The sequence below is a fragment of the Micromonospora sp. NPDC002575 genome, from assembly GCF_042889525.1.
Taxonomy (GTDB): domain Bacteria; phylum Actinomycetota; class Actinomycetes; order Mycobacteriales; family Micromonosporaceae; genus Micromonospora; species Micromonospora carbonacea.
Genome location: NZ_JBIARA010000010.1, coordinates 205739 through 219670, shown reverse-complemented (window position 1 = coordinate 219670; position 13932 = coordinate 205739). Strand labels below are relative to the sequence as shown.

Here is a 13932-nt window from a genome sequence, read left to right as displayed (position 1 = left end):
CCGCCGGGCGGCCGGGATCATGCCCGGGCGGCGGCCACCGCGGCGCGGCGCTCGGCGCGGAGCCGGTCGGCCCAGGTGTCGTCCAGCGGCGGGAGCTGGTGCGCGCCGGTCGCCCAGCGCAGCAGCAGGTCGGCCAGGGCGGGGTTGCGGGCCAGGGCCGGCCCGTGCGAATACGTGCCGAGCAGCTTGCCCCGCCACGCCCCCTCGGTCGCGCCGTCGTTGCCGACCCCGGCGGTGACCCGGGCCAGCGGGGACACCCCCGGCCCGAGGTGGGTGCGGCCACCGTGGTTCTCGAAGCCGGTGAGCGCCGGCACCCCGAGCCGGGGGTCGACGTCGCCGGCCAGCTCCCCGACGGCCCGCGACGGGCCCCGGTCGGAGGAGAGGTCGAGCAGCTCCAGCCCGGCGCACTGGACGCCCTTGGCGAAGAACGAGGTGCCGAGGAGCTGGTAGCCGGCGCAGACGCCGAACACCACCGACCCCTGGGCGACGGCCCGGTGCAGGCCGCCGTCGGCCCGCAGCCGCTGCGCGCCGAGCGCCTGCGGGCCGTCCTCGCCGCCGCCGATGAGGTAGATGTCGGCGGTGGCGGGCAGCGCCTGGTCGGAGCGGACCTCCAGCACCTCCACCGGCATGCCGCGCTGCTGGGCGCGGCGCGCCAGGATCAGCATGTTGCCCCGGTCGCCGTACGTGGACAGCAGGTCGGGGTAGATCCAGACGATACGCAGGCTCTCAGTTGACACGGTCCAGCTCCGCTCGGATGTCCTGGAAGGCGGTGTAGTTGGCGATGACCTCCAGCCGGCCCGGCGGGACCGCCCGGACCGCCTCGCCGAACGTGCGGACGTGCTGGAAGGGCACGCCGTTGACGTCGAGGCGGACCGCCAGGTCGTACGCCCGGTCGCCGGTGATCAGCACCTGCCGGCCGCGCAGCGGGGCGAAGTCGACGTCGAAGAGCCAGGAGGTGTCCAGCCCGTCGGGGTCCCGGGCGTTGATGGACAGCAGCGTCGGCGCGAAGTCGGCCATGTCGAACGCCTCCAGCCAGCTCGCCGGGTTCTTCGCCAGCAGCAGCCGGATGTTGCGCCCGTCCCGCTCGACCTGGGCGTAGCGGCCGGCGACGGAGGTGACCGTGCCGAGCCGGGTGACCGCGTCGACCGGGCGGACGCCGAACTCGGCGGCGACGGCGAGGGCGGTGGCGGCGTTGCCGAGGTTGACCTTGCCGGGGAGCTGGAGCATCACCTTGTGCCAGGCGCCGGTCGGGTCGAGCACCCCGTCGTCCTCGACGGCCCACTGCGGCTCGGGCCGGCGTAGCGGGCAGCCGCTGCACCACCACTGGCCGCCGTTGCGCTGGATGGTGTGCCCGCACTCGGGGCAGACCCACGAGTCGTCGTGCCAGCGTTGGCCGGCGCTGAACCAGGTGACGTGCGGCGGCCGGATGCCCCGGGCCGGGTCGCCGGGCGGGGTGGCCGCCCACACGACCATCGGGTCGTCGGCGTTGGCGACCACCCGCACGTCGGGGTGGTTGACCAGCGCCGCGCGCCAGAGCTGCGCCATCATGGCGACCTCCTTGGCGCGGTCGAGCTGGTCGCGGGAGAGGTTGAGCAGCGCCACCACGTGCGGCTCGGTGGCCTCCAGGACCTGGGCCAGGTAGTGCTCGTCGACCTCCAGCACCGCGTACGGGGTGCTGCCGGCCTTGGCCAGCGCCGAGGTGTGGCCGGTGGGCATGTTGGCGCCGAAGGAGTTGGTGGCGACCCGGCCGAGGACGCCGACCGCCGCTGTGGTCAGGCGGGTGGTGGTGGTCTTGCCGTTGGTGCCCGAGACCAGCGCGATGGCGCGCCCCGCCGAGAGGTGGGCCAGCAGGTCGGGGTCGATCTTCAGGCCGATCCAGCCGCCGATCACCGAACCGTCGCCACGACCCGCGGCCCGGGACAGCGCCGCGGCGGTCCGCGACACGGAGCTTGCCACCTTTGCCCGCAGGGGCATCTTCGCGTCCGTCACGCGAGCGAGGTTACCGGACCGCCGCCCCCGCCAGATCGCCGCCGACGGCGAACCGTTCGGTCGGGCCGGCCGGGCGGACGGCCGGAGCGCGGTCGACCGGATGGAGTCGATCTATGTCGGGTAGTGGACGCCGGGGTGGGGGCGCCGCAGCCCTCCACTTCCCTCCACCCCCTCTGACGTGCGGTTTTGTCGGCGACGACGACGCGCCGCGCGGGCGATTCTGGTTGCGGGTGGAGGGAAGTGGAGTAGAGTGGGGACCAATGGTGAGGCCGGGAGGGCCCACCGGCCCGGGGGGAGCGGCGCCGCGAACGCCGCTGCAAGGGCGAGGGGGTTGGGCCGATGTTCCTCGGCACCCACACCCCGCGCCTGGACGACAAGGGCCGGTTGATCCTTCCGGCGAAGTTCCGGGATGAGCTGGCGGGGGGTGTCGTGATCACCAAAGGGCAGGATCGCTGTCTCTACGTCTTCCCGATGCCCGAGTTCCAGCGCATCGCCGACCAGTTGCGCGCGCAACCCATGACGAACAAGGCGGCCCGCGCCTACAGCCGGGTCTTCTTCGCCAGCGCGCACGACGAGGTCCCGGACAAGCAGGGCCGGGTCACCGTCCCGGCGCACCTGCGGGCGTACGCCGGGCTCGACCGCGACCTGGTGGTCATCGGCGCGAGCACGCGGGTGGAGGTCTGGGACAAGGCGGCCTGGGAGTCCTATCTCGCCGACAGCGAAGACGACTTCGCCGACATCGAGGAGGGGGTGCTGCCCGGCGGTCTGTAGGGCGTGACGACGCCCGACGTACTGCGAGATCTCCAGCCGCTTTCGAGTTCCTGGCACCCCTTCCCCGGTGCCAGGCGCACGATCTCCCGGAGGGCCGCGGCCTCCGGCGGGCGGGAGCGGATGGGGATCTGGCGGTACGACGGAGGCGTCGTCCGACGACAGGCGCGGAGAGAAACGGACGGTTCAACCGGTGGGGGTCGACATGGGGGAGCTTCGCGGCACGCACGTGCCCGTGCTGCTCGAGCGGTGCCTCGAGTTGCTGGCCCCCGCACTGGACAGGGGCGACCGCACGATCCACGTCGACGCCACGCTGGGCCTGGCCGGTCACGCCGAGGCGGTGCTGCAACGGCATCCGCGCACGGTGCTGATCGGGCTGGACCGGGACACCGAGGCCCTCGCCCACGCGCGGGTCCGGCTGGCCCGGTTCGCCGACCGGGTCCACCTCGAACACGCCGTCTACGACGAGCTGCCCGAGGTGTTGGCCCGGCTGGGTTACCCGGCGGTCGACGGTGTCCTGTTCGACCTGGGCGTCTCCTCGCTCCAGTTGGACGCGCCCGACCGCGGGTTCGCCTACGCCCAGGACGCGCCGCTGGACATGCGGATGGACCAGACCCGGGGGGTGACCGCCGAGGAGGTGGTCAACACCTACTCCCACCCGGACCTGGCCCGGGTGCTGCGGGTGTACGGGGAGGAGAAGTTCGCCCCGAGGATCGCCTCGGCGATCCTGCGGGAGCGGGAACGGGCCCGGATCACCTCGTCGGCGCGGCTGGCGGAACTGGTCAGGGAGAGCATTCCCGCACCAGCCCGGCGAACCGGGGGACACCCGGCCAAGAGAACGTTTCAGGCTTTACGGATCGAGGTAAACAGGGAGCTGGCGGCGCTGGAGACGGCGCTGCCGGCCGCTCTCGACAAGCTCAGCGTGGGCGGTCGCATGGTGGTCCTGTCCTACCACTCGCTGGAGGACAGGCTCACCAAGGCGGCCCTCACCGACCGGGTCCGCAGCAAGGGCCCGGTCGACCTCCCGGTCGAACTGCCCGGGTCGGGTCCGACGTTCCGGCTGCTCAGCCGGGGCGCGGAGCTGCCCGGGGAGGCGGAGGTCGCCGCGAACCCGCGTGCCGCATCGGTGCGGCTGCGGGCCGCGGAACGGATCGACCCGGATGCGCAGCGACAGGGGCGGGCCGAACGCGAACGGCCCCGCCGGCGGGTCAGGGCGATGCACCAACCGGGAACCGGATCGGCGGATCCGGGGTCGACGGGCGCAGGGACGGACGAAGAGGGGGAGGGAAGACGAAGATGAACGCTGACAAGCGCGACGGCCGGGACACCGGCGTCGGGCAGCGCGCACCGCGGTCGGGGGGCCGGATCGCGGCGCAGCGGACCACGCGGGCCGGGATGCCGGCTGCGGGGGCCGGCCGGCTCGACCGGCAGGGGGAGGCTCGCGCCCGGGGGGCGCGCGAGTTCCCGACCAACGGCAGCGCCGCGCTGCGCCCGGCCGAGCGGGTCAGCCCGGCCGAGCGGGCCCGTCCGGTGGCGACCCCGTCGCCGCGGCTGCGGGTCGCCCCGCCGCCGCCGGTGTCGGTGCCCCGGGCGCCGTTCGTGGCGCTGATCCTGGTGCTGGTCGTCGGCGGGGTGCTCGGCATCCTGCTGGTCAACACCAAGATCAACGAGAACTCGTTCCGGCTGGAGCGGCTCCAGCAGCAGCAGGCCAAGCTCGACGTGGACCAGCAGCAGCTGGAGAAGGAGATCGCCGACGCGAAGGCGCCCGGCAACCTCACCGCCACGGCCCGCCGGCTCGGCATGGTCGAGGCGGAGGAGCCGGCGTACATCCGGCTGCCGGACGGCCGGGTGATCGGGGTGCCGCAGCCGGCCAACGGCCAGCCGTCGGTCACCAGCCAGCAGGGTGCGGGAGGCTGACCGAGGTGCCGCCGAGAGCTGAGGAACCGCGCCGGGACCCCACGGGCTCCCGGCGCGGTTCGTCCCGGGCCACCGGCGGCGGGCGGGGCGAGCCGCGCACCGGCGAGCCCGGCGTGCAGGGCATCTCCGACGCGCGGGCGTACACGCCCCGGGGGCGCACCGTCCGCGAGGAGCGCCAGGCGGCGGGCCGGCCGACCGCCGGGGGCGCCGAGCAGCGACGCACCCCGCGCGCCGCCCGGGCCGGCGGCGATCCGTTCCGGCCGGCGTTGCAGGTGCTCGACGGCGGCCGGGCCGGCGGCGTACGCACCGGCCGCCGGGAGCCCGTCCCGGCCGCGCGCGCCGCGGTGGTCCGTACCGTGCCCACCCGGGCCCGGCCCGACGGCGACGATGACGCGCCGCGCCCGCCGCGCCGCCGGCCCGCCGGGCGCGGCCCACGCCGCCCCGCCCGGCCCGCCGCCGGCCGGTCGCCGCGCAAGCCCCGCAAGCCGCCCCGGCTGGCCGACCCGCGCCGCCGGCTGCGCCTGGGCACCCTGCTCGTCCTCGCGCTGTTCGCCACCATCGGCGTCCGGCTGGTCTTCCTCCAGGCGGTCGACACCCCGGCGTACGCCGGCGGCGGCCTGGCCAACCGGCTCACCCGGGTCGACCTGCCGGCCCCCCGGGGAGCGATCTACGACCGCACCGGCGCACCGCTGGCCAACAGCGTCGAGGCCCGGTACGTCTTCGCCGACCCGACCCGGGTCAAGGACCGCACGGCGACCGCGCAGGCGCTGTCGCCCCTGCTCGGCCTGCCGGCCTCCGAACTGGCCGAACGGATGAAGCCCCGCACCCTGGAGAACGGGAACGCCTCCCAGTTCGAGTACCTGGCCCGGGGCGTCGACATCCCCACCGCCAAGAAGATCGTGGCGCTCGACCTGTACGGCATCGGCGTGCACCGCGACGAGCGGCGCGAGGTGCCCGGCGGCGACCTGGCCGCCAACCTGATCGGCTTCACCAGCCAGGACATGGTCGGCCTGGAAGGGCTGGAGGCCCGCTACGACGACCTGCTGCGCGGCGAGAACGGCCGCCGGGTCTACGAGGCCGGCCAGGGCAAGCTGGACGCCCCGATCCCCGGCGGCTACAGCAGCACCACCCCCGCCAAGCCGGGCAGCTCCCTGACGCTGACCATCGAACGGGACCTCCAGTTCAAGGCGCAGCAGGTGCTCAAGACCCAGGTGGCCAGGGCGCAGGGCAGCGTCGGCGTCGCCATCGTCCTCGACGTGCCCACCGGCGAGGTGCTGGCCCAGGCCAGCCACCCCACCTACAACGCGGCGAAGCCGCAGGAGAGCGAGCCGACCGACCGGGAGGACGCGGCCACCAGCTTCGTGGTCGACCCCGGCTCGATCCACAAGGCGATCACGTTCGGCGCGGCGCTCCAGGAGGGCGTGATCACCCCCGACACGGCGCTGCCGATCCCCGACACCATCGTCCGGGGCGACACCACCTTCCGCGACACCCACCCGGCGAACGGGCGGCGGATGAGCCTGCCCGGGATGCTCGCGTACTCGTCGAACGTCGGCACCATCGAGATCGCCGACAAGCTCGGCCCGGACCGGCTGATCGACTACCAGAAGCGCTTCGGCCTCGGCCAGCCCACCGGCGAGGGCATCCCGGGGGAGGCCAGCGGCCGGCTGCTGCCCGCCCGGTCGTGGAGCGGGTCGTCGTACGGGTCGGTGCCGATCGGGCACAGCGTCGACGCCACCCCGTTGCAGATGGCCGCCGCGTACGCCGCGATCGCCAACAACGGCACGTACGTCCAGCCGCACCTGATCAAGGAGGTGATCAGCGGCAAGGACGGCAGCCGCACGCCGGGCAAGGCGCCGGTCACCCGGTCGGTGCTCAGCCCGGCCAACGCGGCGGCGCTGCGCACCATGCTGGAGGCGGTCACCACCGTCGACGGGGCCACCGGGCTCGCCGCGGCGGTGCCCGGCTACCGGGTCGCCGGCAAGACCGGCACCGGCATCCGCTACGTCGACGGCAAGCAGCAGCCCGGCGAGGTCGGCTCGTTCATCGGGATGGCCCCGGCGGACAACCCGCGCTTCGTCGTGGCGGTGTTCGTGTGGAGCCCCGGCGGCGGGGGCGGGGCGGTCGCCGCGCCCGCGTTCCGCGACATCATGGGCTTCACGCTCAGCCGCAACCGCGTCCCCCCGTCCGGCGCGCCGGCCCCCAAGTTCGAGGTCTTTCCGCGCTGACCAGGCACGGCGGGACATCATCGGTTGGTGGGGACGAACCACCGGGGCGGCTGTACGGTCGGAACCGGACGACCGGGTAGGGTCTGACGCCGTGCCCGGCAATCCACGCCCACGTTCCGTGACCGGAATCCGGCTCGGCGAACTCGCCGACCGGCTCGCCGTCGAGGCCCCCGAGGGGGCCGCCGACCCGGCGGTGACCGGGGTGACCCACGCCAGCCAGGAGGTCCGCCCCGGCGACCTGTACGCCGCGCTGCCCGGCGCCCGCCGCCACGGGGCGGAGTTCGCCGCCGCCGCCGCCACGGCCGGCGCGGTGGCCGCCCTCACCGACCCGGCCGGCGCGCCGGCGGTGGCCGCGGCGGGCCTGCCGGCGCTGGTGGTGCCCGACCCCCGCGCGGTGCTCGGCCCGCTCGCCTCCGCCGTCTACGGCGACCCCACCGCCGGCCTGACCGTCATCGGGATCACCGGCACCGCCGGCAAGACCTCCACCGCCTACCTCGTGGAGTCGGGGCTGCGCGCCGCCGGCCACGTCACGGGCCTGATCGGCACGGTGGAGACCCGGTTGGGCGACCTGGTCGTCGACAGCGTGCGCACCACCCCGGAGGCCACCGACCTGCACGCCATGCTCGCCGCCGCCCGGGAGCGCGGGGTCACCGCGCTGGTCATGGAGGTCTCCAGCCACGCCCTGGCCATGGGCCGGGTCGGCGGGGTGCGGTTCACCGTCGGCGGCTACACCAACTTCGGCTCGGACCACCTGGACTTTCACGCCGACTCGGCGGACTACTTCGCCGCGAAGGCGCAGCTCTTCGACGGGCGCTGCGCCGCCGAGGTGCTCAACCACGACGAGCCGGCGCTGCGCCCGCTGTACACCCCCGCCACGGTCAGCTACTCGGCCGCCGGCGACCCCACCGCCACCTGGTACGCCACGGACGTCGACGGCGAGGGCTACGCGCAGCGGTTCACCGCGCACGGCCCCGGCGGGCTGACCGTGCCGGCCGGGGTGGCGCTGCCCGGGCGGCACAACGTCGCCAACGCCCTGCTGGCCATCGCCGCGCTGGTCGGCGCGGGGGTGGACGCGTCCACCGCCGCCGCCGGGGTGGCCGCCTGCGGCGGGGTGCCCGGCCGGCTGGAGCTGGTCTCGGCGGCCGGGCCGGTGCGCGGCGTGGTCGACTACGCGCACAAGACCGACGCGATCGTGGCGGCCCTGGCCGCGCTGCGCGAGCTGAGCGCCGGGCGGCTGATCTGCGTCATCGGCGCCGGCGGCGACCGGGACCGCGGCAAGCGGCCGGAGATGGGCGCCGCCGCCGCCCGGGGCGCCGACGTGGTGCTGGTGACCGACGACAACCCGCGCACCGAGGAGCCGGCCGGGATCCGGGCGGAGGTGCTGGCCGGGGCGTACGCCGCCGCCACGCCGGCCCGGATCGTCGAGGTGGCCGGCCGGCGCGCGGCGATCGACGAGGCGGTCCGGCTGGCCGCCCCGGGTGACGTGGTCGCCGTGCTCGGCAAGGGGCACGAGCGTGGGCAGGAGGTGGGCGGCGAGGTGCTGCCGTTCGACGACCGTACGGAGCTGGCCGACGCGCTGCGCGCCCGCTTCGGTGACCTGGCGGGCCGGCGATGATCCCGCTGACGCTGGCCGAGGTGGCCGGGGCGGTCGGCGGCCGGCTGGTCGCCGCCGACCCCGCCGCCCGGGTGACGGGCCCGGTGGAGTTCGACTCGCGCAAGGCCGGGCCGGGCGCGCTGTTCGTCGCGTTCCCCGGCGAGAAGGTGGACGGCCACGACTACGCCGCCGCCGCGGTGGCCGCCGGCGCGGTGGCGGTGCTCGGCACCCGGGAGGTGCCCGGCGTGCCGATGGTGCTCGTCGGCGACGCGCTCGACGCGATGGGCCGGCTGGCCCGCGCGGTCGTGGACCGGCTGCCCGCGCTGACCGTGATCGGGCTGACCGGCTCGTCGGGTAAGACCACCACCAAGGACCTGATCGCCCAGCTCACCGCGCGGCTCGGCCCCACGGTGGCCCCGCCCGGGTCGTTCAACAACGAGCTGGGCCACCCGTGGACGGCGTTGCAGGCCGACGCGGACACCCGCTTCCTGGTGCTGGAGAAGGGCGCCCGGGGGGTGGGGCACGTGCGCTACCTGTGCGAGGTGGTGCCGCCGCGCATCTCCGTGGTGCTCAACGTCGGCGTGGCGCACCTCGGCGAGTTCGGCTCGGTGGAGAACATCGCGCTGGCCAAGGGCGAGCTGGTCGAGTCGCTGCCCGCCGACGGGCTGGCCGTGCTCAACGCCGACGACCCCCTCGTCGACGCGATGGCCGCCCGCACCGCCGCCCGTGTGGTGCGCTACGGCGAGGCCGCGCACGCCGACCTGCGGGCCGTGGACGTGACGCTGGACGGGCGGGGCCGTGCCGCGTACACCCTGGTCACGCCGGAGGGGAGCGCGGCCGTGCGGCTCGGGCTCACCGGCCGGCATCAGGTGTCGAACTCGCTGGCCGCCGCGGCGGTCGCCCGGGAGCTGGGCATGCCGCTGGCCGAGCTGGCCGGCGCGCTGGGCGAGCTCGGTCTGGTCTCCACCCGCCGGATGGACGTCTTCGACCGCCCCGACGGCGTGACGGTGATCGACGACTCGTACAACGCGAACCCGGCGTCCACGGCGGTGGCGCTGCGGGCGCTCGCCGGGATGCGCGGCGCGGGCCGCGCGGTCGCGGTGCTCGGCTACATGGCCGAGCTGGGGGAGTACGAACGACAGGGACACCTGGAGGTCGGCCGGCTCGCGGCCGAGCTGGGTGTGGACCGGCTGCTCGTGGTGGGCGAGCCGGCGGCGCCGATCCACGAGGGCGCGACAGCGGTAGAGGACTGGGGAGGAGGATCGGTGCTGCTCACCGATCAGGCGGCGGCCGTCGAGGTGCTGCGGAGTGAACTACGGGCGGGCGACGTCGTCCTGGTGAAGGGCTCCCGGTACCGCACCTGGGAGGTGGCCGACGCGCTGCGCGCCGACGCCACGGACGGGGGTGCCGCCGCATGAGGGCGGTGATCGTCGCCATCGGGGTGGCGTTCCTCGTCTCGCTCTTCTGCACCCCGATCGCGATCAAGGTGTTCGCCCGGCTGAAGGCCGGCCAGCCGATCCGATCGAACCTCGGGCTGGCCAGCAACGAGGGCAAGAAGGGCACGCCGACGATGGGCGGCGTGGTCTTCATCCTGGCCACGGTCATCGCGTACGTCGCCGGGCACCTCGCCCTGACCACCCTGCCGGACGCGCAGATCGCCCAGGTCGAGCCGACCATCACCGCGCTGGTCCTGCTGGGCCTGATGGTCTTCTCCGGCGCGGTCGGCTTCATCGACGACTTCCTGAAGGTCCGCAAGCGCAACAGCGGCGGGCTCAACAAGCGGGGCAAGCTGGCCGGGCAGATCCTGGTCGGCGCGGCCTTCGGCGTCGTCGCGCTCTACTTTCCCAGCAGCATGACCGACGCCAGCGGGGCGGCCACCAACACCGAGACCGTGGGCGCCACCACGCTGAGCTTCATCCGGGACATCCCCGCGCTGGACGTCACCAAGATCGGCGCGGTGGTCATCTTCATCTTCGTGGTGATGGCGGCGACCAACGGCGTGAACCTCACCGACGGCCTGGACGGCCTGGCCACCGGCGCGTCGGTGATGGTCCTCGCCGCGTACGCGCTGATCGCGTTCTGGCAGTACCGGCACTGGTGCGCCGACCCGTCGTACACGGCGAACCCGGACAACTACTGCTACACGGTGCGGGACCCGCTGGAGATCGCGCTGATCGCCGGGGCGGCGGCCGGGGCCTGCGTGGGCTTCCTGTGGTGGAACACCTCGCCGGCCCGGATTTTCATGGGCGACACCGGCGCGCTGGGCCTGGGCGGCCTGATCGCCGGCATGGCGATGTCCACCCGGACCATCCTGCTGCTGCCGATCATCGGCGGGCTCTTCGTGATCATCACGATGTCGGTGGTCATCCAGATCATCTCGTTCCGCACCACCGGCAAGCGGGTGTTCCGCATGTCGCCGCTGCAGCACCACTTCGAGCTGGCCGGCTGGAGCGAGGTCAACATCGTGGTCCGGTTCTGGATCATCGCGGGGATCGGCGTGGCCATCGCGCTCGGCCTGTTCTACAGCGACTTCCTCGCCGCGATGGGCTGAGCCGCCGGCGCGGCCCCACCCCGCGCGGCCCCACCCCGCGCGGCCCGGCGCGCTGGGCGTCAGGCGCCCGGCGCGCCGGGCGTCAAGCGCTAGGCGTTAAGAAGGGGCCCCTGCTATGCAGAATGCGTTAACAGGGGGCCCTTCCTTTCGCCCGGCGACACGCCGACCACGGCGTTCGGCCGGAACGGGCCGCTCGCATTCGCGATGATGGGCGGGTGGGGGAGGACCGAGGCGCCAGCGCGACAACGACCGACACGTCCGGCCGACGCGGCCCGGGGGGCGGCCGGGGGGCCGACCCCCCGGCCGCCGCGCCGGGTTTCGGCCTGGACGCCGCCGGCGGGCTGGCCGCGCTGCGCGGCCTGCTCGCCCGGCCCCTGGCCTCGTACTACCTGCTGATCTCCAGCGCCGGCCTGCTGCTGGTCATCGGCCTGACCATGGTCTTCTCGGCCACCAGCGTGAAGAACTACGCCGAGGAGGGCAACGCCTTCGCCGACGCCACCCAGCAGGCGATCTTCGCGGTGATCGGGGTGGTGGCGTTCTGGGTGTGCCAGCGGCTGCCGGCGAGCACCTACCGGTCGGTGGCCGGCACGGCGCTCGGCGTCGCCGTGGTGCTGCTGCTGGTGCTCAACCTGCTGCTCGCGCTCAACTCGTTCTTCGGGGTCAAGCGGGTGGGGCCGCTGGAGGCCAACCTGCTGTGGCTGTTCGTCGGCGGCGTCCAGCTCCAGCCCTCCGAGCTGGCGAAGTTCGCGCTGGTGCTGTGGGGGGCCGACGTGCTGGCCCGCAAGGGCGCCCGGCTCGGCTGGTGGAAGGAGCTGGCCACCCCGCTGTTCCCCGTGGTCGCGCTGCTGTTCGTGCTGGTCGGCTACAACGACGTCGGCACGATGCTCTGCCTGCTGGCCCTCGTCGTCGGCCTGCTCTGGGCGGCCGGGGTGCGCACCAAGGTCTTCGCCGTGCTGTCGGTGATCGGGCTGGTCGGCATCGGGCTGCTGGTCGCCGCCGCCTCGCTGGGCGCGGGCTCGGGGGAGAAGGGGGAGGAGAACTACCGGCTGGCCCGGCTCACCATCTTCTTCAACCCGCCCGAGCCCAAGGACTGCTTCGAGAACTGGTGCTACCAGCTCGTCCAGGGCCGCAACGCCATCGAGCACGGGGGCTGGTTCGGCGTCGGGCTGGGCAAGAGCAGCTTCAAGTTCGGCTGGCTGCCCGAGGCGCACAACGACTTCATCTTCGCCGTGCTCGCCGAGGAACTGGGCGTGGTCGGCTGCGTGGTGCTGATCACCCTGTTCGCGGTGCTCGGCTACACCGGGCTGCGCATCGCCCGGCGGGTGGAGGACCCGTTCCGCCGCCTCGCCGCCGCCGGGGCCACCACCTGGCTGGTCGGCCAGGCGATCATCAACATCGGCGGGGTCATCGGCCTGACGCCGATGACCGGCGTGCCGCTGCCGTTCATCTCCGACGGCGGAAGCGCCCTGGTGGTGACCCTGGCGGCGGTGGGCATGCTCGCCTCGTTCGCCCGCTGCGAACCCGACGCGGCCCGAGCCCTGCATGCCCGTCCGCCCGCCCGGTGGGTCCGACTACTCTGGGCCCCGTTGCCGCCGCTTCCCGGCCGGCGCCGTCGTCCGGCGCCGCCACCGGCGGACCGTGGGTCCGTGCCCCGGTCGCGGGCGCGGCGCGAGGACGACCAGGCCGCATCCCGTGGCGCCCGGCCGGACCGGGCCCGGGGCGGGACGGCGAGCGAGAGGAGACGCTGATGGGTCCGCTGCGTTCGGTGGTGCTCTGCGGAGGGGGCACGGGTGGGCACATCTACCCGCTGCTCGCCTTCGCCGACTGCCTGCGCCGACACGACCCGGGCGTCCGGATCACCTGCCTCGGCACACCCAAGGGCCTGGAGAACGAGCTGATCCCGCCGGCCGGTTACGACCTGCGGCAGATCCCGGCGTACCAGCTCCCCCGGTCGGTGAACATGAGCCTGGTCCGCACCCCCGACCGGATGTGGAAGGCGGCCCGCGCGGCGGGCAAGGTGATCGACGAGGTCGCCGCCGACGTGGTCGTCGGCTTCGGCGGGTACGTCTCGGTGCCCGGCTACCTGGCCGCCTGGCGGCGCGAGCTGCCGATCGTCATCCACGAGGTGAACGTGCCGCCGGGGGTGGCCAACCGGCTCGGCATGAAGTTCACGAGCAACGTCGCGGTGGGCTTCCCGCACCAGCCGGCGCAGGCCGAGGCGCTGCGCGACGCCCGGGTGGTCGGGGTGCCGCTGCGCCGGGGCATCGCCGGGCTGGACCGGGCCGCCAACGCCGCCGCCGCCCGCGCCCACTTCGGACTCCGGCCGGACCTGCCGGTCCTCTTCGTCGCCGGCGGCTCGCAGGGCGCCCGGTCGATCAACCTCGCCGTCGCGGGCGCGGCCAAGGAGCTGGCCCGGCACGGCGTGCAGGTGCTGCACGTGATGGGGGCCCGCAACGAGCCGGTGCCGATCCCCAGCGACCTGCCGGTGCCGTACGTGACGCTGCCGTACCTGTCCCAGATGGAGATCGGCTACGCCGCCGCCGACCTGATGCTCGGCCGGGGCGGGGCGATGACCTGCGCCGAGGTCGCCGCGATCGGGCTGCCCACCGTCTACGTGCCGTACCCGCACAGCAACCAGGAGCAGAAGCGCAACGCGCTGCCCGTGGTGGAGGCCGGCGGCGGGCTGCTCGTGGACGACGCCGAGCTGACCCCGGACTGGGTGGAGCGCACGATCATCCCGCTGATCCGCGACCCGCACCGGCTCGCCGCGATGGGCGCCGCCGCGGCGGCGTACGGGCGGCGCGACGGCGACGAGGCGCTGCTGAACTTCGTCTACGAGGCGGTGGCCCGATGAGGGGCGCGGCCGTCGCGACCGGAAGGTTCCC

General features: G+C 74.6%; 11 protein-coding genes. 9 read left to right on the top strand and 2 right to left on the bottom strand.

Annotation, left to right across the window (positions count from 1 at the left end; all coding sequences use genetic code 11):
• Positions 1-17: 17 nt before the first annotated feature.
• Complete coding sequence (locus ACFYWL_RS17670; protein ID WP_386973680.1) at positions 18-737, bottom strand: type 1 glutamine amidotransferase; 720 nt, start codon at positions 735-737, stop codon at positions 18-20.
• Positions 727-1974: a MurT ligase domain-containing protein gene (locus tag ACFYWL_RS17665; RefSeq protein ID WP_386973799.1), complete on the bottom strand. Its 1248-nt coding sequence runs from the start codon at positions 1972-1974 to the stop codon at positions 727-729. Before ACFYWL_RS17665 ends, ACFYWL_RS17670 begins: the two co-directional genes overlap by 11 nt.
• Before the next feature lie 354 nt (positions 1975-2328).
• Between ACFYWL_RS17665 and mraZ the strand changes: the two genes are divergently transcribed.
• The 9 genes from mraZ to murG all read left to right on the top strand — a co-directional run bounded on the left by mraZ (position 2329) and on the right by murG (position 13901).
• Complete coding sequence (gene mraZ, locus ACFYWL_RS17660) at positions 2329-2760, top strand: division/cell wall cluster transcriptional repressor MraZ (RefSeq protein WP_386973678.1); 432 nt, start codon at positions 2329-2331, stop codon at positions 2758-2760.
• A gap of 202 nt (positions 2761-2962) precedes the next feature.
• Positions 2963-4057: a 16S rRNA (cytosine(1402)-N(4))-methyltransferase RsmH gene (gene rsmH, locus ACFYWL_RS17655; protein WP_386973676.1), complete on the top strand. Its 1095-nt coding sequence runs from the start codon at positions 2963-2965 to the stop codon at positions 4055-4057.
• Positions 4054-4674, top strand: coding sequence for a hypothetical protein (locus ACFYWL_RS17650; RefSeq protein WP_386973673.1), 621 nt, complete (start codon positions 4054-4056; stop codon positions 4672-4674). The genes rsmH and ACFYWL_RS17650 overlap by 4 nt, the downstream gene beginning before the upstream one ends.
• A gap of 5 nt (positions 4675-4679) precedes the next feature.
• Positions 4680-6902 (top strand): peptidoglycan D,D-transpeptidase FtsI family protein, encoded by a 2223-nt coding sequence (locus ACFYWL_RS17645; RefSeq protein WP_386973671.1) that lies wholly within the window; start codon positions 4680-4682, stop codon positions 6900-6902.
• 91 nt (positions 6903-6993) lie between these two features.
• Entirely contained in the window at positions 6994-8517 is a 1524-nt protein-coding gene (locus ACFYWL_RS17640; RefSeq protein ID WP_386973668.1) for a UDP-N-acetylmuramoyl-L-alanyl-D-glutamate--2,6-diaminopimelate ligase, read from the top strand.
• Positions 8514-9914, top strand: a complete 1401-nt coding sequence (murF, locus tag ACFYWL_RS17635) for a UDP-N-acetylmuramoyl-tripeptide--D-alanyl-D-alanine ligase (RefSeq protein WP_386973665.1) — start codon at positions 8514-8516, stop codon at positions 9912-9914. The genes ACFYWL_RS17640 and murF overlap by 4 nt, the downstream gene beginning before the upstream one ends.
• Positions 9911-11047 (top strand): phospho-N-acetylmuramoyl-pentapeptide-transferase, encoded by a 1137-nt coding sequence (mraY, locus tag ACFYWL_RS17630; protein ID WP_043967300.1) that lies wholly within the window; start codon positions 9911-9913, stop codon positions 11045-11047. The genes murF and mraY overlap by 4 nt, the downstream gene beginning before the upstream one ends.
• Before the next feature lie 341 nt (positions 11048-11388).
• Positions 11389-12795, top strand: coding sequence for an FtsW/RodA/SpoVE family cell cycle protein (locus ACFYWL_RS17625; protein ID WP_386973796.1), 1407 nt, complete (start codon positions 11389-11391; stop codon positions 12793-12795).
• Entirely contained in the window at positions 12795-13901 is a 1107-nt protein-coding gene (gene murG, locus ACFYWL_RS17620; protein WP_386973663.1) for an undecaprenyldiphospho-muramoylpentapeptide beta-N-acetylglucosaminyltransferase, read from the top strand. Before ACFYWL_RS17625 ends, murG begins: the two co-directional genes overlap by 1 nt.
• Positions 13902-13932: the final 31 nt, after the last annotated feature.